This window comes from Brevundimonas sp. AVps4, from assembly GCF_058681525.1.
The window spans coordinates 1,791,747-1,812,540 of sequence record NZ_CM178741.1; the positions used below are offsets into that span (position 1 = coordinate 1,791,747).

Here is a 20,794-nt window from a genome sequence, read left to right on the forward strand (position 1 = left end):
CATGGCCACAGTGCGCGCCCTGCTGAACCGGGTCGCCAAGCTCGAGGTGTCGAAGGTGCCGCCAGTCCTCGCCATGATGGGCGGGGAAGAGGGCTTGGCGGCGTTTGAGGCGGACGCGGAAGCCGGGCTTGCCGAGGGGCGCTACGATCCGCAGGACACACCGGTGCTCCTTGCCAGCCTCAGGCGGTGGATGGCGCTGCCGCCGGTATGAGCGCGGACCCGCCTTGGCTGACGCCGAAGCCCGCTATGCCCCCGCGCAGGCAGGGGTGGGGAGCGCGAGGCTTCATCGAGCCAGCGCCGTGGGCGTGGGATGAAGGGGCGAGGCGCGAACCCATCCTCGACGCTGACTGCGACCCGCCTCGTGTGGTTCGCTATGTCGGCTGGCGCAGGTGCATGTCCTGCCAGGCACCGTTCTTCTCCGAGGACGTGGCCGGTCTGCGACTCTGCGATAAGTGCAAGCTGCCTGATCGGGACCAGCGGAGACCGACGCGGTAAGGGCGTCGGGACAAGCTACAAATCCGTTACACGGTCAGCGCGCGCGGCCAGCGCCGGCTTGGTTGCCCGCTGGTAAGTTATTGTTTTTATTGAGAAACGATGGTGGGTGATGTAGGGTTCGAACCTACGACCCGCTGATTAAGAGTCAGCTGCTCTACCGACTGAGCTAATCACCCACACCGATCGTCGCGACTTCGGCGAAGACGAGCGCCTCGCCGAAGGGCGCTCCTACTACCCACCCGTTCCGGGCTTGGCAAGCGCTTTCGCAAACTTTCTTTGACGGGCATGGTCTCGGCCGAATCAGCCGCAAAGACGGTGGGGGAGTGAGCATCATGGCCTTTTGGAACCGGCGTCGTTCGATCGATGTCATGACGGCGCCGCACGACGGGCCGCGGCTGAAACCGACGCTCAGCTGGCCGCATCTGCTGGCCCTGGGCGTGGGCGCCATCGTCGGCACCGGCATTCTGACCCTGATCGGGGTCGGGGCGGGTCTGGCGGGGCCGGCGGTATTGATCAGCTTTGGCCTGGCGGGCCTGGTCTGCGTCTGCGCCGCCCTGGCCTATGCCGAACTGTCGACCATGATGCCGACGGCGGGCAGCGCCTACACCTATTCCTACGCCGTTCTGGGCGAGATGATCGCCTGGGTCGTCGGTTGGAGCCTGATCCTGGAATATTCGCTGGTGGTCTCGGCCGTGGCGGTGGGCTGGTCGGGCTATGCGGTTGGGTTTTTGACCGGCCTGGGTGTCGATCTGCCGGCGGTCCTGACGGCGGGGCCGCACGCCGGGGGAATCATCAACCTGCCGGCCGTCGCCATCATCGGGGTGGTGACCGGCCTGCTGCTGCTGGGCACCAAGGAGAGCGCAACCCTGAACGCGGTCCTGGTGGTCATCAAGATCGCCGCCTTGGTCGTCTTCGTCGCCATCGCCCTGCCGGCCTTCAAGCCCGAGAACTTCACCCCCTTCATGCCCAACGGCTTCGGCGCCCCCTTCGTCCAGACGGGGGTCATGGCGGCGGCGGCCATCATCTTCTTCGCCTTCTACGGCTTCGACGCCATCTCCACGGCGGCGGAGGAGACCAAGAAGCCTGAGCGGGACCTGGCCATCGGCATCATCGGCTCCATGCTGGTCTGCACGGCCCTGTATCTGGTGGTCGCCGCCGCCGCCATCGGCGCCCGGCCAGTCTCCGACTTCGCCGACAGCCCCGAGCCCCTGGCCCTGATCCTGCGCCAAATGGGGCAGGGCACGGCGGCCCAGTGGATCGCGGCGGCGGCGGTGATCGCGCTTCCGACCGTGCTGCTGGCCTTCCTGTTCGGCCAGAGCCGCATCTTCCTGGGCATGGCGCGCGACGGCCTGTTGCCGCGTCGGCTGGCCAAGGTCTCGGCGCGCGGCGTTCCGGCGGTGGTGACGGTCTTTACGGCTGTGGTGGTGGCGATCCTGGCCGGGCTGTTGCCGCTGGACGAACTGGCTTCCTTGGCCAACGCCGGCACTCTGGCCGCCTTCTGCGCCGTGGGCGTCTGCCTGATCGTGCTGCGGATTCGCGAGCCGGGCCGCCGGCGGGTGTTCAAGGCGCCCCTGTGGCCCCTGGTCGGCGCCGTCACCGTGATCGGCTGCGTGGTCTTCTTCCTTAGCCTGAAGCCGGTGACCCAGATCGGCTTCGTCGTCTGGAACGGGGTCGGCGTCCTCATCTATCTGGCCTGGTCGTCTCGGAACTCCCGTCTGGCCAAGGGCGAGGAAGAGGCCGCCTGATGGCCCGTCGCGACCTGACCGGCGCCGTCGACTTCAGCGTGCTGGAGGGCATGACCGGCGGCGACGCGGCGATTTCGGAAGAGGTGCTGTGCCTGTTCGTCGAACAGGCCGCCCTCTGGTCTGTGCTTCTGAATCCCAGGGCCGACGGTTGGCGCGACGGAGTCCACACCATCCGGGGCGCGGCCGCAGGGATCGGCGCCGGCGACCTGGCGGCGATCTGCGCCCAGGCGGAAACGGTCGAACAGGCCCTGGCGGCGCCGGCGCTGGAGCGGGTGCGCGACGCCCTGGACGCCGCGCTGGCCGACGTCGCGGCCTATCGCCACGAGCTGATGCTGCGGGGGCTTAAGGCCTAGCTTCGAGTCCGGTCGTAGACCGCGAACTCGTGCGCGATGCACCGGTCGATCAGCAGCCGCCAGACCGGTTCGGCGATCTCGGGCGACAGGTGGTGCGCTTGCGCGGCCGTCAGCACCTTGGCCACCACGTCGTCGATCCGGGCCTGGTCGAAGACGGCGTCGCGGTCGGGCTTGATGCGGGCGGCCGCCTCCATATAGCGCTGGCGTTCGGCCAGCAGGGCGACCAGGGCGCGGTCCAGGGCGTCGACGCCCTGGCGGACCTCGGCCATGGACTGGCATTCGGCGGGATCGACGCGAGGATCGACGGCGACAAGGGCAGGGTGGTGCATGGCGGTCGGGTTAGCCGGTCCGACCGCCCAAGCCAAGTCGTCAGCCGACGAAGGCCCGCTCCAGCACATAGTCGGCCGGTTCCGCGTTCGAGCCTTCCTTCAGGCCGTAGGTCTCCAGCAGTTCGCCGGCCTCCTTGATCATGGCCATGGAGCCGCACAGCATGACCCGGTCCTTGGCCGGATCGAAGCCTTCGGGCAGGCCCAGGTCGCGGAAGAAGTCGCCCGACTTGATCCGGTCGGTGATCCGGCCGGGCGTCTGGAATTCCTCGCGCGTGACCGTGGGATAATAGGTCAGCTGCGCCCTGGCCTCCTCGCCGATCAGCGGGTCGTCGTGGACCTCGCGGGTGAAGAAGTCGCGGTAAGCCAAGTCGGCGACGTTGCGCACCGTATGGATCACATAGACATGGCCGAAGCGGGAATAGGTCTCCGGATCGCGCGCCACGCTCAGCCAGGGCGCCAGACCCGTGCCGGTGCCGATCAGGAACAGCCGCTCGCCGCCGGTCAGGGCGTCCAGCACCAGGGTGCCGGTCGGCTTCTTGCCCATCAGCACGGTGTCCCCGGCCACGATCTTCTGCAGGCGCGAGGTCAGGGGGCCGTCGGCGACCTTGATCGAGAAGAACTCCAGCTCCTCGGCCCAGCAGGGGCTGGCGATGGAATAGGCGCGCAGGATCGGCTTTCCGCCGTCTTCGCCGGGCAGGCCGATCATCACGAACTCGCCCGAACGGAAGCGGAAGTCCTCGGGCCGTTTCACGCCGAAGCTGAACAGGCTGTCGGTCCAGTGGCGAACCCACAGGACCTCAAGCTCGTTGAACGGACTGGCTTTCACAGGGGCGGGGGAGAGGGCGGCGTCGGTCATGGTGCGGCCTCTCTAGTCTGAGAACCGGTCGCAGGGAAGAAAAAGCGCTCCGGGCGGCGACCACTTTTCCTAGTGACGGCTTGCAGAAGCGTCGCTAGCGTCGCCGACCATGCGCACCCTTCTTCTCGCCTCGACCATCCTCCTCTCGGCCGGTTCAGCGGTCGCCCAGGAGACCCCCTCCAACATTTTGACGCCCGAGCGCGTCTTCTCCAGCCCCAGCCTGAACGGCCCGGTGGCCAAGGGGGTCAGCCTGTCGCCCGACGGCCAGCTGGTGGCCTTCCTGCGCTCGCGTGAGGACAATGTGGACGTCCAGGACCTGTGGGCGGCCCCCACGGGCGAGGGCGAACCCTACAAGCTGATCGACGCCCGCGCCCTGGTTCCCGATGCAGGCGAACTGTCCGAGGCCGAAAAGGCCCGGCGCGAGCGGATGCGGATCAGCGCGCGCGGCGTGGTCGAATACGCCTGGGACCAGCAGGGCCGCTACATCCTGGCGCCGCTGGAGGGCGACATCTTCCTGGCCAGCCGCGCCGACGGCAAGGTGCGCCGCCTGACCGAGACCCCCGCCGACGAGATCGACGCCAAGGTCTCGCCAAAGGGCAACTATGTCTCCTGGGTCCGCGACCAGAACCTGGTCATCTATGATCTGGCCACGGGCAAGGAGACGCCGATCACCGACGACGGCGCCGGTCTGATCACCTGGGCCACGGCCGAGTTCATCGCCCAGGAGGAGATGGATCGCGACACCGGCTACTGGTGGAGCCCCGACGAACGCTACATCGCCCTGACCCGCGTGGACGAAAGCCCGGTGGACGTCGTGCCCCGGTTCGAGATCACCGGCGGCGGCGCGACCATGGTCGAGCAGCGCTATCCCCGCGCCGGCCGCCCCAACGCCTTGGTCGAACTCTATGTCCGCGATCTTCAGAGCGGCGCGCGGGTCAAGGTGGATCTGGGCGCCAATACCGACATCTATCTGGCGCGGGTCGACTGGTCGCATGACGGCAAGACCCTGTATGTCCAGCGTCAGTCGCGCGACCAGAAGACGCTCGACCTGCTCAGCGTCGATCCGGCCACCGGCGCATCGCGGGTCATCCTCAGCCAGAAGGCCGAGGCCTGGGTCGATCTGAACAACGACTTCCACGTCCTGCCGGATGGCCGCTTCATCTGGTCGAACGAGGACAGCGGCTGGCGCCACCTGTATCTGTACGACCGTAACGGGCGTCAGCTGCGGGCGATCACGCACGGCGACTATCCGGTCAAACATCTGGACGGGGTAAACGAACAGACCGGCGAGGTCTATTTCACCGCCTCGATGCGCGACGGCAAGGAACTGCCCATCGAACAGCAGATGTTCCGCGCCAGCCTGAACCGCACGGTCGATCCGGTGGCGGTGACCCCCGCCGGCGGCTGGTGGAACGTCTCGGTCAACGGGCCGGCGACCGCCTATGTCGGCAACTATTCCGATCCCGCCACCCCGCCCCAGTCGGCCCTGTACCGGATCGACGGCACGCGGATCCGCTGGATCGAGGAAAACCGGCTCGACGCCGATCACCCCTTCGCGCCCTACGTCTCGCGTCTGCGGGCGCCCGAGTTCGGCACGATGCAGAGTCATGGGGAAACCCTGGTCTGGCGCATGACCACCCCGCCCGACTTCGATCCGTCGAAGAAGTACCCGGTGGTGATGCAGGTCTATGGCGGTCCGGGCACCGGCGCAGGCGTGCAGAAGAGCTGGCAGCCCCTGACCAACCAGCTGCTGACCGAGGCCGGCTATATCGTCTTCCGCGTGGACAACCGCGGCGAGGGCGACCGGTCCCAGGCGTTTGAGACCAGCATCTATCGCCGCCTGGGCATCCCTGCGGTCGAGGATCAGGCTTTGGCCGCCAAATGGCTGAAAACCCTGCCTTATGTCGATGGCGACCATATCGCGGTCATGGGCTGGAGCTTCGGCGGTTTCCTCAGCCTGCTGACCCTGACCGATCCGGACGCCGGACTGGCCTCGGCGCTTGCCGGCGCCGCCCCGACCGAGTGGAGCCTGTACGACACCCATTACACCGAACGCTACATGTCCACGCCCCAGGACAATCCGGACGGCTACGCGGCCACCGACGTCCTGCCGCGCCTGGACGACCTGACGGGTCGTCTTCTGATCCTGCACGGCATGGCCGACGACAATGTCATCTTCGGCAACGCCACCCGCGTGATCGACGCCCTCCAGGCCAAGAGCACGCCGTTCGAGATGATGCTCTATCCCGGCCAGAGACACGGCGTCCGCGGCGAGCCGAGGCAGCTTCAGCAATGGCGGACCTATCTCGACTTCCTGGATCGCACGATCGGAAAGCGAGCCGAAAAGACGGACTGACGGCTTAATCAGGAACGGGGCGAACATGTTGAAGACCAAGCTTTTGGCCGGCGTGTTCGCCGTGGTCCTGGTCGGCGTCGTGCCGCCGTTCGCCTCGGCGCAGACGCCGCCGCCCCCGCCGCCGCCGCCGCCGAACGCCGACATCGCCTGGGTTCAGCGCGAGCGTACGCCTTACGGCTCCTGGGAGGAGATGGCGCGCTTCTTCCTCAGCCAGATTCGCACCTATGACGTCGAAGGCCGGTTCGGCGAGCCCGGTCCCGCGATCAACAGCCTGATCGCGATCAACCCCGATGCGCTCGAGGACGCCCGCGCCTCCGACGCCCGCCGCCTCGCCGGACAGGCCCTGCCGCTGGACGGCGTGCCCCTGGTCATCAAGGACAATGTCGAGGCGCGCGGCATGCCGACCACGGCGGGCTCCCTGGCCCTGGCCGCGAACCAGCCGGACCGCGACGCGCCGATCACGGCCCGGCTGCGCGCGGCGGGGGCGGTGCTGATCGGCAAGTCCAATCTGTCGGAGTGGGCCAATATCCGCTCGTCCCACTCCATCAGCGGCTGGAGCGCCGTGGGCGGCCTGACCCGAAACCCCTACGCCCGCGACCGCAACACCTGCGGCTCGTCCTCGGGATCGGGCGCGGCGGTGGCGGCGGGTTTCGCCATCGTGGCCATAGGCACCGAGACGGACGGGTCGATCACCTGTCCGGCGGCGATGAACGGTCTGGTCGGGTTCAAGCCCACTGTGGGCCTGGTGTCGCGCACGGGGATCGTGCCGATCAGCCACAGCCAGGATACGGCCGGGCCGATGACCCGCACGGTCAGGGACGCGGCCCTGGTGCTCAATGTCATCGCCGGTTCCGACCCCGCCGATCCGGCGACGGCTGAGGCTGACGCCCGCAAGACCGACTATGCGGCGGCTCTGGAGGCGGCCAGTCTCCGCGGGGTTCGCATCGGCGTCGCTCGGTTCCTCACCGGCTATTCCGACGGCACGGACGCCGTCTTTGAAGCCAATCTGGAGCGGTTGCGCCAGGCGGGCGCCGTCCTGATCGAGATCAAGGACGGACCGGATATGGACGCTGTCGGCGGCGCGGAATTCACCGTCCTGCTGACGGAGTTGAAGGCGGATCTGAACGCCTATCTCGCCACCACCGATCGGGCCCAGGTCAAGACCCGCACTCTGGCGGACGTCATCGCCTTTAACCGCGCGACCCCGCGCGAGCTGGCCCTGTTCGACCAGGACCTGTTCGAGGCCGCCGAGGCGACCGGGGGCCTGTCCGACCCCGCCTATGTGGCGGCGCGCGAGACCTCGCTGCGTCTGGCCGGGGCGGAAGGGATCGATCGGCTGCTGAAGGACAAGGACGTCGACGTCCTGATCGCGCCCACGACCGGCCCGGCCTGGATGACCGACGTCGTCAACGGCGACCACTATCTGGGCTCGGCCTCGACGCTGCCGGCTGTGGCGGGCTATCCCCATCTGACCGTGCCCATGGGGCAGGTGGGCGGGCTTCCGGTGGGGCTCAGCTTCATCGGCGGCCAGTGGCAGGACGCGCGGGTGCTCGCGCTCGGCTACGCCTTTGAACAGTTGGGACCGCAGCGGGTCGCGCCGGCCTTTCCCGCCTCGTTGAACGCCACGCGCGCCGTCGCGCCTCTGCTCGCGCCCATCCATCAGGAACCTTGATCGGCGGTCCGCTGTTGGGCCTTCATGACAAAGCCGATCCTCCCCGAATGAGCGACCTGATCGCCAATATCGTCGGCTCGGCCGCAGCGGTCTGTTCCGTCACCAGTTTCGCACCCCAGGCGCTCAAGATCTGGAAGGAGAGGGACGCCTCCTCCGTCAGTCTGAGGACCTATTCCCTGACCGTGACCTGTTTCGCCTTGTGGGTGGTCTATGGGGTGATGACCCAGGCCTGGCCCGTCACCTTGGCCAATTCCTGCGCCCTGGTCATGGCGTCCTGGGTTTTGGTGATGAAATGGCGGTTCCGCGACGGCGATCCCGAAGCCTGACGGCCCGATTCTGCAGGTTTGATCCGGATCAAGGCGAGGCGGCGGAGGCGGCGCGAGGGTGGGGCTGAGGAGATTTCCCATGCCCCATGACGCCGTCCCCTTCGTCGCCGCCATCGTCGCGGCCTTCGTCTTCTTCATGGCCGCCCTTGGTCTGGCCAGTCTCTATTCGGGCTCTTCACCGGACAAGTGACGAGAGCTTTACCCGACGTGATCTTGGCGCCCCGCGCGATGCGGGCTACGGCAGGAGCCTCAACGTCCAAGGGAGACGCCCCCAATGCCTGATCTCGCCCAAGTCACCGAACACATCCGCGCCGCCGTCGGCGACAACTCCGGCCTCGGCAAGACCGTGAAGCTCGACCTCGGCGACGAGGGCAAGATCTTCATCGACGGCGCCTCCGTGCCGAACACCGTCACCAATGAAGACAAGCCCGCCGACGCCACCGTCTCGATCAAGTGGGACGACTTCATGGCCCTGTCGGAAGGCAAGCTGGACCCGATGATGGCCTTCATGCAGGGCAAGCTGAAGATCGCCGGCGACATGATGATCGCCCAGAAGCTGGCCCCGCTGCTGAAGCGCTGATGGCTCGCTGATCAATACTTGTCTGCGGCGCGGCTCCCCTCGGGGGCCGCGCCGTTTTCGTCTTCAGCGTCCGTCAGAGGCGCGACCGAAAAACGAGGAAACGACATGGACTTCAGACATTCCGACCGCGCCCTGGACTGGCACGCCCGCGTGCGCCGTTTTCTCGACGAACAGGTCATCCCGCGCGAGGCCGACTATTTCGCCCAGGTGCGCGAAAACCCGAACCGCCAGCCTCCGGTCATGGAGGCCATGAAGGCCGCCGCGCGTGAGGCGGGCCTGTGGAACATGTTCCTGCCGGGCGGCCATGACGGAGAGAACGGGGGCGCCGGCCTGACGAACCTGGAATACGCCCCCCTCGCCGAGATGATGGGCCGCCACCTGTGGACGGCCGAGGTGTTCAACTGCAACGCCCCCGACACCGGCAATATGGAGGTGCTCCATATGTACGGAAACGCGGCCCAGCAGGACCGCTGGCTGAAGCCGCTGATGGCGGGCGAGATCCGCTCCGCCTTCCTGATGACCGAGCCCGAGGTCGCCTCGTCCGACGCCACCAATATCCGGACCCGGATCGAGCGCGACGGCGATCACTATGTCATCAACGGCCGCAAATGGTGGTCGACCAACATGGCCCATCCGAACGTCGCCGTGACCATCGTCATGGGCAAGACCGATCCGGACGCCGCTGCGCACGCCCAGCAGTCCCAGATCATCGTCCCCGTCGATACGCCCGGCTTCCGGGTCGAGCGGATGCTGTCGGTCTTCGGCTATGACGAAAAGCCCATCGGCCACGCCGAGGTGGTGCTGGAGAACGTCCGCGTGCCGGTCGAGAACCTGATCGCGGGCGAGGGCCGGGGATTCGAGATCGCTCAGGGGCGCCTCGGCCCGGGCCGTATCCACCACTGTATGCGCGTGATCGGCGCGGCCGAGCGGGCGCTGGAGCTGATGGTGACCCGCCTTCTGAACCGCACCGCCTTCAGAAAACAGCTGGCCGAACATTCGGTGTGGGAGCAGCGGGTCGCCGAGGCCCGCACCAATATCGAGATGTGTCGCCTGCTGGTGCTGAAGGCCGCCTGGATGATGGACGAGGCGGGGGCCAAGAACGCCCGCTCCGAGATCGCCCAGATCAAGGTCGCAGCCCCGCGCATGGCGCTTCAGGTCATTGACGACGCCATCCAGGCCTTCGGCGGCGCCGGCGTCTCGGCCGACACCCCCCTGGCCGAACTCTACGCCACGGTGCGCACCCTGCGGATCGCCGACGGCCCGGACGAGGTGCACAACCGCGCCATCGCCCGGCTGGAGTACGCCAAACACGGCGGCAGACCCTCGGCCTGAGAAACGGCGTCACGCCGTCCGCTTCCGAGGGAACCCCTGGCGGCGCCTGACGTTTTCCGGACAGGACGACGCGAGGCCAGCCGGGGCGTCGCAAGCGGGGACGGAACGGCTGAGATGAATGCGCGCTTGGAGCCCGATACGCGGGCGGCGTCCGACGTGACCCGTTTCAGGGCGATCCGGGGCGCCATGCCCGCCCTGGCGGAAGGCCTGTCGCCCGAGGATCTGGCGGCCCAGTCCATGCCGGACTGCAGCCCCAGCAAATGGCACCTGGCCCACACCAGCTGGTTCTTCGAGGCGATGATCCTGTCGGCCGACCCGGACTATGCTCCGGTCGATCCGCGCTTCCAGCAGCTGTTCAACTCCTACTACGAGGCCCTGGGCGAGCGGGTGCCCCGGCCCCAGCGCGGCCTGATGACCCGGCCCTCGGTGAACGAGGTCCTGGCCTATCGGCGCGAGATCGACCGCCGCATGGCCGCCTGGCTGGCCTCGGGGCCGTCCAGCGGCCATCAGCGCTATCTGTTCGAACTGGGCCTGCACCACGACCAGCAGCATCAGGAGCTGTTCCTGATGGACCTGCTGAACCTGATGGCCTGTTCGCCGCTGGACCCGGCCGCCTATGCGGTCGAGCCGCGACAGGCCCCGCCTGAGGCCGCGCGCGGCGGCGCCGTCGTCTTCGAGGGCGGCCTGGTCTCGATCGGTCATGGCGGCGCCGGCTTCGCCTTCGACAATGAGGGGCCGTCGCACCGGGTCTGGCTGGAACCCTTCGCCCTAGCCGCCGACCTGGTGACCAACGGCGACTGGCTGGGCTTCATCGCCGACGGCGGCTACGCCCGGCCCGAGCTGTGGCTGTCCGACGGCTGGGCCACAGTCAAGGCCGAGGCCTGGACCGCGCCCCTCTACTGGCGCCGCGACGGCGACGACTGGACGGTCCTGAGCCTGATCGGCCGCGCCCCGGTCGATCCGACCGCCCCGGTGCGGCATGTCAGCTTCTATGAGGCTGACGCCTACGCCCGCTGGGCCGGCAAGCGCCTGCCGTCCGAGGCGGAGTGGGAGCATGCCGCGACCACGGCGCCCGACGCCTTCTCAAACCTGTCGGGCGAGGTCTGGCAGTGGACGTCCAGCGCCTACGCCCCTTACCCCGGCTTCCAGCCGACGCCTGGCACGGCGGCTGAGTACAACGGCAAGTTCATGGCCAATCAGATGGTCTTGCGCGGCGGCGCCTTCGCCACGCCGCACGGCCACGCCCGCGTCACCTATCGCAACTTCTTCTATCCCCAACAGAGGTGGGCCTTCATGGGTCTGAGACTGGCCGAAGACGCCCCGCGCGGGCGCACGAGTTTCATTGAGGACGCCCAGACGGCCGCCTTCCGGCGCGACCTGGTCCAGGGCCTGTCCCGCGACCAGAAGGCCGTGCCGCCCAAGTGGTTCTATGACGCCGAGGGCTCGCGCCTGTTCGAAGAGATCACGGCCCTGCCGGAATATTATCCGACCCGTCAGGAGACGGCCCTGCTGCGCGACCGGGCCGCCGCCCTGACCGCCGACTTCGGCCCCGAGGCCGTCCTGGTCGAGTTCGGTTCGGGCGCCAGCGAAAAGACCCGCATCCTGCTGGACGCCGCGCCCGACCTCGGCGCCTATGTGCCGCTGGACATCAGCGAGACGGCCCTGCTGGACGCCGTCGCCCGCCTGTCCGCCGACTATCCGGCCCTGCGGGTCCAGCCGGTTCTCGGCGATTTCGAACATCTGTCGCCCCTGCCGGACGATTTGCCGCAGGGGCGGCGCATCGGTTTCTTCCCCGGCTCGACCATCGGCAATCTGGAGCCCGAGGAGGCGGTGCGGTTCCTGGCCTCGGCGCGTCGGATGCTGGGGGAGGGGGCCCTGTTCATTCTGGGCGTCGATCTGGTCAAAGACCCTGCGACCCTGGTCGCCGCCTATGACGACAGCCGGGGCGTCACCGCGGCCTTCAACCTGAACCTCCTGGTCCGCGCCAACGCCGAACTGGACGCCGATTTCGACCTGGACGCCTTCGCCCACCGCGCCGTCTGGAACCCGGATCACTCGCGCATGGAAATGCACCTTCAGGCGCTGCGTCAAACCGCCGCCCGCGTCGGCGACAGGGCCTTCACCTTCATGGCCGGAGAGACCCTCCACACCGAAAGCTCGCGCAAGTTCACGCCGGATTCGGTCGAGGCCCTGGCCAAGGAGTCCGGCTGGTCCATGGCCGGTTTCGAGGTTTCGCCCGAACCCCGCGTGGCCCTGGCCTTGCTGCGGGGGTGAGGGGGCCACTTCCTTTCTGTCTATACAGATAAGATCGTCATCCTCGGCCTTGTGCCGAGGATCCATAATCCCGGCGCCGGGCGTCGTGCCCCCTGCAAGACCGAGCCTATGGATCCTCGGCACAAGGCCGAGGATGACGGCCATGGGGGCGAGTGCATGGAAAAGAAAAAGGGCGGCGCATCCTCGACGCGCCGCCCTGCAGACTCTCACTGAAGCCGTGTCACTCGGCTTCGTTCGAAGCCGCGTCCTTCTTCGGCCCGTGCGAGGCCTCGCCGCCCTTGCGTCCGGCCTGGGCGGCCAGGCTGCGGTCTTGGGAGAAGCTTCGTTTTTCGCTGGGGACGCTTGCGCCCCCCTTGCGTGCGATTTCGCGCTGACGTTCGGGATCCATGGAGGCGAAGCCTCGCTTGGAAACGCCGGAGGGTCGCGAGGTCTGGCCGTCCATCGGTGTTCCTTTCAGTGCTGCCGTTGCGCTTGCCGAAATGAACCCTGTGACTCCGTGACGGTTCCGTAGGTAACTTCGTTTTACCGCGGTGATCTGAACGTCTTTGTGGTTTGACTTCAAACGGCTGCATAGGGGCGGGAATCGCCTTCGCCGCCGCCGCCCGGCTCCATCGGCGGCATTTCGTCGGGCGCGTCGGCCGGATCGATCTCGGGCTGGGGCGTCGGCTCGGGCTGGATTTCCGGTTGCGGCGTTCCGGGGGGCGTGGGTTCGACATAGGTCATGGTCTTCTCCTCTGAATGGAGAACGCGGCCCGCACCCCAATGTTCACCCCCGGCTTTGGGGGCGGACCTGGGGAACTGGATCCGGTCGGGCCGGTTCAGTGTCCGAACCCCGGAGATTCCCATGACCCAGACCCCCATCGCCCCTTCCTCGCCCGATGACATCGTCACGGAAGACGACGGCCCGACCCAGCGCCTCGACCGACAGGCGGACGCCATCCTGGCCGAGGGCGAAGCCCGCAGCTTCGAGGACACCACGTCGCTGCGTCAGGCTCTGCGCGAAGACGCCGCCATGATCCGCAGCAAGCTGGCCGGCCGGGTCGAGACCGCCCGCGACGGCATCCGCGATGAGCCGATGAAGACCACCCTCTACGCCCTGGGCATAGGGGTGATCATCGGCATGCTGATGCGCCGCTAAAAGCAAACCCTCTCCCGCCGGGAGAGGGCTTGAGCGCACGAGAGCGCAGCGATCGTCCTTGCGCAAAAGGGTGAGGGGCACGGTGGTGCGAGCTGGCCCGCCGCCGGTCCCTCATCCGGCCCTGCGGGCCGCCTTCTCCCCACGGGAGAAGGAAAAGATCTAAGCCGGCCCCGTCGGCTCCCGCTGGATCGGCGCCCTCTGCAAAGCCGCATCCGACACGAAGGGATTGGTCCGCCGCTCCTCGCCGAAGGTCGAGATCGGCCCGTGGCCCGGCACGAAGGTCACGTCGTCGCCGAGCGGCCACAGCTTCTCCACCACGGCGCGGATCAGGGCGGGCGGATCGCTCATCGGGAAGTCGGTGCGGCCGACCGAACCCTTGAACAGCACGTCGCCCACCTGGGCGAACCGGGCCGCCCGGTTGAAGAAGATCACATGGCCGGGGGTATGGCCGGGGCAGTGGCGCACCTCCCAGCTCGTCTCGCCCAGGCTGACGGTATCCCCATCCTCCAGCCAGCGGTCAGGCGTAAAGGGCCGGGCTTCGGGCAGGCCGTACATCCGGCCGGTCTCCACGATCCGGTCGATCCAGAACTGGTCGGCCTTCTGCGGTCCGGTGATCTGGACCCCGGTCTTCTCCTGCATCTCCGCCGCGCCGCCGGCGTGGTCCAGATGGCCGTGGGTGATCCAGATCTGGTCCAGCGTCAGGCCGCGCCGCGTCACCTCGGCCAGGACCGCATCCACCGATCCGCCCGGATCGATCACGGCGGCCTTGTTGGTCGCGGTGCACCAGACCGTGGTGCAGTTCTGCTGAAGCGGCGTGACGGGCGTCACAAAGACGCCGATGGGGGAGGCGGGCTGGGTCATGACGCCTTCTTAGCCGCCCCCGTGACGCGAAACCACCGCTGCGGGCCACGCCCGCGTTGACCTTTGGAGCCCTTCTCGACATAAGGGCGGGCTTCGAGGCGCCGCTCCAAACGGGGCGGCCTTCTTGCTTTATCCATTCCGCGCCGGCCGTTCCGACGGTTCACGCGCCCCAGAGCGTCAGAAATCCCGACCATGCAAGTCGTCGAAAAGTCGAACGAAGGCCTCAGCCGCGTGATCGCGGTCACCATTCCCGTCGCGGAGCTGAACGAGAAGCTCGAAGCCCGCGTCAAGGAAGTCGCCCCTCAGATGAAGCTGAAGGGCTTCCGTCCGGGCAAGGTGCCGGTCGCCCACGTCAAGAAGACTTTCGGTCGTGACTTCATGGGCGAGATCATCAACGCCCAGCTGAACGAGACCAGCCAGAAGGCTCTGGACGAGGCCAAGATCCGTCCGGCCGCTCCCGCCGAGATGAAGCTGACCTCCGACATGGACAAGGTCATCGCCGGTCAGGAAGACCTGGCCTATGAGATGTCGCTGGAGATCATGCCGGACTTCACCCCGGTCGATCCCAAGACCCTGAAGCTGGAACGCCCCACCTATGAGGCGTCCGACGCCGATCTGGACGAGGCCCTGACCGAACTGGCCGGCCAGGCCAAGTCCTACGAGGACAAGAAGGGCAAGAGCGTCAAGGCCGCCGAGGGCGACCAGCTGACCATCGACTTCCTGGGCAAGCTGGACGGCGAGCCCTTCGACGGCGGCGCCGCCGAGGACGCGGACCTGGTGATCGGCTCGGGCCGCTTCATCCCCGGCTTCGAAGAGCAGCTGAAGGGCGCCAAGGTCGGCGAGGAAAAGACCATCGAGGTCACCTTCCCGGAAAACTACCAGGCCGCCCATCTGGCCGGCAAACTGGCCACCTTCGACATCAAGGTGAAGGCCATCAAGTCCGAGGTCGAAGCCAAGGTGGACGACGAGTTCGCCAAGCGTATCGGTCTGGAATCGCTGGATCGCCTGAAAGAGCTGCTCAGCCAGAACCTGAACCAGCAGTACGCCGGCGCCGCCCGCTTCAAGCTGAAGCGGGCCCTGCTGGACCAGCTGGACGCCGCCCATGACTTCCCCCTGCCGCCCAAGATGGTCGAAGCCGAGTTCGACGGCATCTGGCAACAGGTCGAGGCCGACAAGGCCGCCGGCCGCCTGCCGGAAGAAGACGCCGCCAAGTCCGAAGAGGACCTGAAGGCCGAATACAAGAAGATCGCCGAGCGTCGCGTGCGCCTGGGCCTGGTCCTGGCCGAAATCGGCCGCGCCCACAATGTCCAGGTCACCGACCAGGAGCTGAACGCCGCCCTGCTGCAGGAAGCCCGCAACTATCCGGGCCAGGAGCAGGCCGTCCTGAACTTCTACCGTCAGAACCCCAACGCCGCCGCCCAAATGCGCGCCCCGATCTATGAGGAAAAGGTCGTCGACCTGATCGTCGGCCTGGCCGAAGTCACCGACAAGCCCATCAGCAAGGAAGAGCTGCTGAAGGAAGACGAAGAGGGCTGATCGCCGCCTTCATCGGATCGTGAAGAGGCGGGGGTCGGCGATCCCCGCCTTTTTCGTATGCGGGCCCCACCTTGTAAGGCGGCCTTCATAACGCGATATGCAGAACAACAAGGCGAGCGACCGCGAGTCGCGCGCTCCCCCGCATTCTTGAGAAGGCTCCATGCGCGATCCGATCGAACTGATGAACATGAACCTCGTCCCCATGGTGGTCGAGCAGTCCAGCCGGGGCGAGCGCTCCTTCGACATCTTCTCGCGCCTGCTACGCGAGCGGATCATCTTCCTGACGGGGCCGTTCGAGGACGGCATGGCGTCGCTGATCTGCGCCCAGCTGCTGTTCCTGGAGTCGGAGAACCCCAAGAAGGAAATCTCCATGTACATCAACAGCCCCGGCGGTCAGGTGACCTCGGCGCTGGCGATCTACGACACCATGCAATACATCAAGAGCCCGGTCTCGACCGTGGTCATGGGCATGGCGGCCTCGGCCGGCTCCCTGATCCTGACGGCCGGCGAGGCGGGCCAGCGGATCGCCCTGCCGAACGCCCGGGTCATGGTGCACCAGCCTTCGGGCGGTTTCCGCGGCCAGGCCTCGGACATCGAGCGCCACGCCGAGGACATCCGCTACACCAAGAAGCGGCTGAACGAGATCTACGTCCATCATACCGGCCGCACCTACGAGGAGGTGGAGCGCACCCTTGACCGCGACCACTTCATGTCGGCCGAAGAGGCCAAGGCCTGGGGCATCGTCGACCACGTCTATGACCGGCGCGAACAGGCGGACGCCGACGGCATAAAGACGCCCGGCGCCTAAGCCCCGTTTTCAGCTAGAATGAGGGGGCGCGTCCTGGCGGCGCGCCCCTTTCTTTTCGTCCATCGGAACCGAGATGCAGTTCACAAGAGACCCCTCAGGCACGATCGAGGTGGAGGGCGAGACTGAGGCGCCCCCTTCCTGATCCCTCGTTTTGAGTGAGAGTCCGTTTCATCAAGGAGACGGACGTGAAGAAGAGCAGGTTCAACGAAGCGCAGATCATAGGCGTGCTGCGCGAGCAGGAGGCCGGAAGCCCGACGGCGGAGGTATGCCGAAGGCACGGGATCAGCGAGCAGACCTTCTATCGGTGGAAGGCGAAGTACAGCGGCATGAGCGTGTCGGACGCCACGAAGCTGAAGGCGCTGGAAGACGAGAACCGGCGGCTGAAGAAGCTGCTGGCGGAGTCGATGCTGGACGTGTCGGCGCTGAAGGATCTTCTGGGAAAAAACTGATCGGGCCTGCAGCGCGCAGAGCGGCCGTGCTTCGTCTGATGGCGGAGCGCGGCTTCTCCCAGAAGCGCGCCTGCGGGCTGGTTCAGATCGATCCGAAGACGGTGCGTCGCGAGCCTGAACAGGGCGATGTGGAGGTGCGCGAGCGCCTGCGCAGCCTGGCGGCTGAGCGCCGCCGGTTCGGCTACCGGCGCTTGGGCATTCTGTTGCAACGGGAGGGCCTCAGCATGAACAAGAAGCGGCTGTTCCGGCTCTATCGGGAGGAAGGCTTGGCGGTGCGACGGCGACGGGGCCGCAAGCGGGCCACCGGAACCCGTGCGCCCATGGCCCTGCCGGACGGCCCAAACCAGCGCTGGTCGCTGGACTTCGTGGCCGACAGTCTGTCGTGGGGCCGACGCTTCCGCATCCTGTGCATCGTGGACGACTTCACGCGCGAGGCCCTGGCTCTGGTGGTCGACACCTCGATCGGCGGCTCACGCATGGCGCGCGAGTTGGACCGGCTGATCGCCCGACGCGGGCGTCCGGCCATGATCGTCAGCGACAACGGGACCGAGATGACCAGCCGGGCCATCCTGGAATGGACCAACCGCACCGGCGTGGCCTGGCATTACATCGCGCCGGGCAAGCCGCAGCAGAATGGCTTCGTCGAAAGCTTCAACGGCAGGCTCCGCGACGAGTGTCTGAACGAGGAGGTCTTCGCCACCCTGGCCGAGGCCCGCGCCGTCATCGAGCGCTGGCGCATCGACTACAACCACGTCAGGCCGCACTCGGCGCACGGGGGACTGACCCCGGAGGCGGTGCGCCTGAACCCCGCGGCCGTTCGGCTGCGCAACTTGATCAGCTCCGCCGCACGGCCGCTCCCGTCGGCGAAGCAGATCGGCTATCAACCCCCTGGACTCTCATAATGATCGAGGGACCAGAGGGGGGCGCCTCAAGACCTATGCCTGGGAAATCCGTCGTCAGCCGCGCCCCGTCGGCGGGGCGGTGTGGGAGGGGATGGCCGTCTCCCTGCGCCATGTGGATTTCAAGCGCGAGGCCATCATCCAGTTTCCGCCGCCCTTGCGTCCCAACGGCCGGCCCGACGTGGAGAAGCAGCGGGTCAATGTCGATGCGGTGCGCAACGCCGTCACCGCCGCCATCGAGGCGGGCTGGGACCCGACCTCGCGGGGCAAGGCCATGGTTTTCGACGTGGACGCCGACGGCCGCTGACGCCGTTCAGGGCCGCTGGGCGAAGACCCGGAACCCCGGCGACTGGGCGATGGCCAGCATTTCCGCGTCGCCGGAGGTGTCGCCATAGGCGGCCGTCAGGACCAGATCCTCGCCATAGGCGGCCTTCAGACGCCGCACCTTCTCCTCGCCCCGGCAGTTGGCGCCGTCGAAGGCGCCGGTCACCCGGCCTTCGGCGTCGAAGGTCAGGGGCGTTCCCAGAAGGGCCTCGGCGCCCAGCCGGCGGGCGAAGGGCTCAACCGTCGTCTCGGGCGAGGCGGTCACGATCACGCGATGGGCGCCGCGCTCGCCCCAGTCGTTCCAGACCTTCAGGGCGTCCGGCCGCATGAAGCGGTCCCAGACCAGGTCGGCGAACCGTTCCGCCTCGGCCTCCAGACTTTCGCGGTCCATGCCGGCCAGGAATTCCTTGACCGAGGCGGCCTTGATCCGGCCCCGATCACGATCCCGCCCATAGGCCGCCAGGGCCGGCGCCAGCTTGACCAGACCCAGGGCCCAGCCGCCCGGACCGGCCTTCCAGCGCAGAAACTGCGTGAAACTGTCGCGAATCGTCAGGGTGCCGTCGAAGTCGAAGGCGACGAGCGGCTGTTCCGAATTGATCCGGGACTGGCGTAATTCCTGCAGACTTCCCATGTCAGACATTCGCCGTGATCCCCAACGACACTGATCCATCCCCTTTCCGTGACCTCGCCCCTCCGCCTTCGGGGTTGTCGTGGAACGTGGGATGGGTGATTGTCATTTTTTGAAGACCTTTGCGTCCAGAGTGCTGGAATCAACGCGGAGGAAGCGCGTATCGGGCCATTTCGGTCCGCTCCGCGGGAGTGAGATAAGGGTCTATGACCAAAGCAGCCGGCTCTGACGCCAAAAGCACCCTGTACTGCTCGTTCTGCGGAAAGAGCCAGCACGAAGTCCGCAAACTCATTGCGGGACCGACCGTCTTCATCTGCGATGAATGTGTCGAACTGTGCATGGACATCATCCGTGAAGAGCACAAGATCGGCTTCAAGAAGACGAGCGACGGCGTCCCCACGCCCAAGGAGATTCGCGACGTCCTGGACGATTACGTCATCGGCCAGTCGCACGCCAAGAAGGTCCTCTCGGTCGCCGTCCACAACCATTACAAGCGTCTGAACCACGCGACGAAGAACAACGACGTCGAACTGGCCAAGTCGAACATCATGCTGATCGGCCCGACCGGTTCGGGCAAGACGCTGTTGGCCCAGACCCTGGCCCGCATCATCGACGTGCCCTTCACCATGGCCGACGCCACGACCCTGACCGAGGCCGGCTATGTGGGCGAGGACGTCGAGAACATCATCCTGAAGCTGCTCCAGGCGTCGGATTACAATGTCGAACGGGCCCAGCGCGGCATCGTCTACATCGACGAAATCGACAAGATCAGCCGCAAGTCGGACAATCCCTCGATCACCCGCGACGTCTCGGGCGAGGGCGTGCAGCAGGCCCTGCTGAAGATCATGGAAGGCACCGTCGCCTCCGTGCCTCCGCAAGGCGGCCGCAAACATCCGCAGCAGGAGTTCTTGCAGGTCGACACCGCCAACATCCTCTTCATCGTGGGCGGCGCCTTCGCCGGGCTGGAGAAGGTGATTTCGGCGCGCGGCGAGGGGGCCTCGATCGGCTTCGGCGCCAAGGTCAAGGAAATCGACGAGCGCCGCACCGGCGACATCCTCAAGGGGGTGGAGCCTGACGACCTGATGCGTTTCGGCCTGATCCCCGAGTTCATCGGCCGTCTGCCTGTCCTGGCGACGCTGGAGGATCTGGACGAAACGGCCCTGGTCACCATCCTGACCGAGCCCAAGAACGCCCTGGTCAAACAGTACAAGCGTCTGTTCGAGATGGAGAATGTCGAACTGACCTTCACCGACGACGCCCTGATCGCCGTCGCCAAGAAGGCCATCACCCGCAAGACCGGCGCACGCGGCCTGCGTTCGATCCTGGAAGGCATTCTGCTGGAAACCATGTTCGAACTGCCGACCTTCGAAGGCGTCGAGGAGGTGGTGGTCAATGCTGAAGTCATCGACGGCAAGGCCCAGCCCCTGCTGATCTATTCCGAAGCCTCCAAGAAGAAGGCCGACGGCGCCGCCTGAACGGGCTGCGGCTGAACGTCACAAGGGCCGGAGCGACGCCGCTCCGGCCCTTTTCTTTGAAGACCCTCCCTTGCAAGCGGGGGAAGATTTCCCATTCCGAGCCCGCGTCGGCCGCGCATTTCTGCAACTCGCCCCGTTGAAAATCAGAGCTTTGTCGATCCCAGGCGCTGATCTCCCGTCGCGTCGCCGGGGCGGCTTATGCTGGCGGATCAGCCGAGGCGGCGCAGAGGCGTAACGGAGGTGACTTTCAAATCGGACACATCGGACACATCGGACACTGTTTTTCTGTGTCCGACAGCCGCGCGCCGACCGGCCGCAGATCCCGGCGGCGTGGGCGGAAAGACACGTGCATGTGGGC

21 protein-coding genes and 1 tRNA gene are annotated in these 20,794 nt (G+C 66.9%); 15 read left to right on the plus strand and 7 right to left on the minus strand.

Annotated features, from left to right (window positions below; translation table 11 throughout):
- Window position 1 precedes the first annotated feature (1 nt).
- Entirely contained in the window at window positions 2–211 is a 210-nt protein-coding gene (locus ACW178_RS08885) for a hypothetical protein (RefSeq protein WP_492024475.1), read from the plus strand.
- Window positions 212–595: 384 nt separating this feature from the next.
- Here ACW178_RS08885 and ACW178_RS08890 read toward each other — a convergent pair.
- A tRNA-Lys gene (locus ACW178_RS08890) sits at window positions 596–671 on the minus strand.
- Window positions 672–827: 156 nt separating this feature from the next.
- On the opposite strand from ACW178_RS08890, the gene ACW178_RS08895 reads away from it, so the two are divergent.
- Window positions 828–2,240, plus strand: coding sequence for an amino acid permease (locus ACW178_RS08895; RefSeq protein WP_287395962.1), 1,413 nt, complete (start codon window positions 828–830; stop codon window positions 2,238–2,240).
- Window positions 2,240–2,593 (plus strand): Hpt domain-containing protein, encoded by a 354-nt coding sequence (locus ACW178_RS08900; RefSeq protein WP_287106007.1) that lies wholly within the window; start codon window positions 2,240–2,242, stop codon window positions 2,591–2,593. The genes ACW178_RS08895 and ACW178_RS08900 overlap by 1 nt, the downstream gene beginning before the upstream one ends.
- Here the strand turns inward: ACW178_RS08900 and ACW178_RS08905 are convergent.
- Both ACW178_RS08905 and ACW178_RS08910 read right to left on the minus strand, forming a co-directional pair.
- On the minus strand, window positions 2,590–2,922 hold the full coding sequence (locus tag ACW178_RS08905; protein ID WP_152950036.1) for a chorismate mutase: 333 nt from the start codon (window positions 2,920–2,922) through the stop codon (window positions 2,590–2,592). The genes ACW178_RS08900 and ACW178_RS08905 overlap by 4 nt on opposite strands.
- 40 nt (window positions 2,923–2,962) lie before the next feature.
- Window positions 2,963–3,778: a ferredoxin--NADP reductase gene (locus ACW178_RS08910; protein WP_182713816.1), complete on the minus strand. Its 816-nt coding sequence runs from the start codon at window positions 3,776–3,778 to the stop codon at window positions 2,963–2,965.
- Window positions 3,779–3,887: 109 nt separating this feature from the next.
- Here ACW178_RS08910 and ACW178_RS08915 point away from each other — a divergent pair, with 109 nt between their 5' ends.
- From ACW178_RS08915 to egtB, 6 genes are all read left to right on the plus strand, one after another.
- Window positions 3,888–6,134 (plus strand): S9 family peptidase, encoded by a 2,247-nt coding sequence (locus ACW178_RS08915; protein WP_492024476.1) that lies wholly within the window; start codon window positions 3,888–3,890, stop codon window positions 6,132–6,134.
- A gap of 25 nt (window positions 6,135–6,159) precedes the next feature.
- Window positions 6,160–7,806 (plus strand): amidase, encoded by a 1,647-nt coding sequence (locus ACW178_RS08920; RefSeq protein WP_492024477.1) that lies wholly within the window; start codon window positions 6,160–6,162, stop codon window positions 7,804–7,806.
- Between the two features lie 47 nt (window positions 7,807–7,853).
- Entirely contained in the window at window positions 7,854–8,132 is a 279-nt protein-coding gene (locus ACW178_RS08925; RefSeq protein WP_287105213.1) for a SemiSWEET family sugar transporter, read from the plus strand.
- A gap of 274 nt (window positions 8,133–8,406) precedes the next feature.
- On the plus strand, window positions 8,407–8,712 hold the full coding sequence (locus ACW178_RS08930; RefSeq protein WP_182713812.1) for an SCP2 sterol-binding domain-containing protein: 306 nt from the start codon (window positions 8,407–8,409) through the stop codon (window positions 8,710–8,712).
- A 105-nt stretch (window positions 8,713–8,817) separates the two neighbouring features.
- The gene (locus ACW178_RS08935; RefSeq protein WP_182713811.1) at window positions 8,818–10,044 is read left to right on the plus strand and encodes an acyl-CoA dehydrogenase family protein; all 1,227 of its coding nucleotides are present in this window, start codon (window positions 8,818–8,820) and stop codon (window positions 10,042–10,044) included.
- 114 nt (window positions 10,045–10,158) lie between these two features.
- Window positions 10,159–12,318 (plus strand): ergothioneine biosynthesis protein EgtB, encoded by a 2,160-nt coding sequence (egtB, locus tag ACW178_RS08940; RefSeq protein WP_464158348.1) that lies wholly within the window; start codon window positions 10,159–10,161, stop codon window positions 12,316–12,318.
- A 220-nt stretch (window positions 12,319–12,538) separates the two neighbouring features.
- Here the strand turns inward: egtB and ACW178_RS08945 are convergent, their stop codons facing one another.
- Together ACW178_RS08945 and ACW178_RS08950 are read right to left on the minus strand one after the other, a co-directional pair.
- Window positions 12,539–12,760, minus strand: a complete 222-nt coding sequence (locus ACW178_RS08945) for a con-10 family general stress protein (protein ID WP_152950050.1) — start codon at window positions 12,758–12,760, stop codon at window positions 12,539–12,541.
- A 116-nt stretch (window positions 12,761–12,876) separates the two neighbouring features.
- Entirely contained in the window at window positions 12,877–13,041 is a 165-nt protein-coding gene (locus ACW178_RS08950) for a hypothetical protein (RefSeq protein ID WP_182713809.1), read from the minus strand.
- A gap of 121 nt (window positions 13,042–13,162) precedes the next feature.
- Between ACW178_RS08950 and ACW178_RS08955 the strand changes: the two genes are divergently transcribed.
- Complete coding sequence (locus ACW178_RS08955) at window positions 13,163–13,456, plus strand: DUF883 C-terminal domain-containing protein (RefSeq protein WP_224761412.1); 294 nt, start codon at window positions 13,163–13,165, stop codon at window positions 13,454–13,456.
- 159 nt (window positions 13,457–13,615) lie between these two features.
- On the opposite strand, the gene ACW178_RS08960 is transcribed toward ACW178_RS08955, so the two are convergent.
- Complete coding sequence (locus ACW178_RS08960; protein ID WP_287105219.1) at window positions 13,616–14,317, minus strand: MBL fold metallo-hydrolase; 702 nt, start codon at window positions 14,315–14,317, stop codon at window positions 13,616–13,618.
- 192 nt (window positions 14,318–14,509) lie between these two features.
- Between ACW178_RS08960 and tig the strand changes: the two genes are divergently transcribed.
- The 4 genes from tig to ACW178_RS08980 all read left to right on the plus strand — a co-directional run bounded on the left by tig (window position 14,510) and on the right by ACW178_RS08980 (window position 18,316).
- On the plus strand, window positions 14,510–15,853 hold the full coding sequence (tig, locus tag ACW178_RS08965) for a trigger factor (RefSeq protein WP_287105220.1): 1,344 nt from the start codon (window positions 14,510–14,512) through the stop codon (window positions 15,851–15,853).
- A 160-nt stretch (window positions 15,854–16,013) separates the two neighbouring features.
- Complete coding sequence (locus tag ACW178_RS08970; protein WP_054765520.1) at window positions 16,014–16,661, plus strand: ATP-dependent Clp protease proteolytic subunit; 648 nt, start codon at window positions 16,014–16,016, stop codon at window positions 16,659–16,661.
- Window positions 16,662–16,846: 185 nt separating this feature from the next.
- A protein-coding gene (locus ACW178_RS08975) for an IS3 family transposase (RefSeq protein WP_191559183.1) occupies window positions 16,847–18,012 on the plus strand; the annotation gives its coding sequence in 2 pieces (ribosomal slippage) (window positions 16,847–17,105 and window positions 17,105–18,012; 1,167 coding nt in all).
- Window positions 18,013–18,103: 91 nt separating this feature from the next.
- Window positions 18,104–18,316 (plus strand): hypothetical protein, encoded by a 213-nt coding sequence (locus ACW178_RS08980; protein WP_492024478.1) that lies wholly within the window; start codon window positions 18,104–18,106, stop codon window positions 18,314–18,316.
- A gap of 6 nt (window positions 18,317–18,322) precedes the next feature.
- Here the strand turns inward: ACW178_RS08980 and ACW178_RS08985 are convergent, their stop codons facing one another.
- Window positions 18,323–18,973 carry an HAD-IB family hydrolase gene (locus ACW178_RS08985; RefSeq protein ID WP_287105222.1) on the minus strand — a complete coding sequence of 217 codons (651 nt, stop codon included), beginning with the start codon at window positions 18,971–18,973 and terminating at the stop codon, window positions 18,323–18,325.
- A gap of 194 nt (window positions 18,974–19,167) precedes the next feature.
- On the opposite strand from ACW178_RS08985, the gene clpX reads away from it, so the two are divergent.
- Window positions 19,168–20,436: an ATP-dependent Clp protease ATP-binding subunit ClpX gene (gene clpX / locus ACW178_RS08990; protein ID WP_054765523.1), complete on the plus strand. Its 1,269-nt coding sequence runs from the start codon at window positions 19,168–19,170 to the stop codon at window positions 20,434–20,436.
- The last annotated feature ends 358 nt before the right edge of the window (window positions 20,437–20,794 follow it).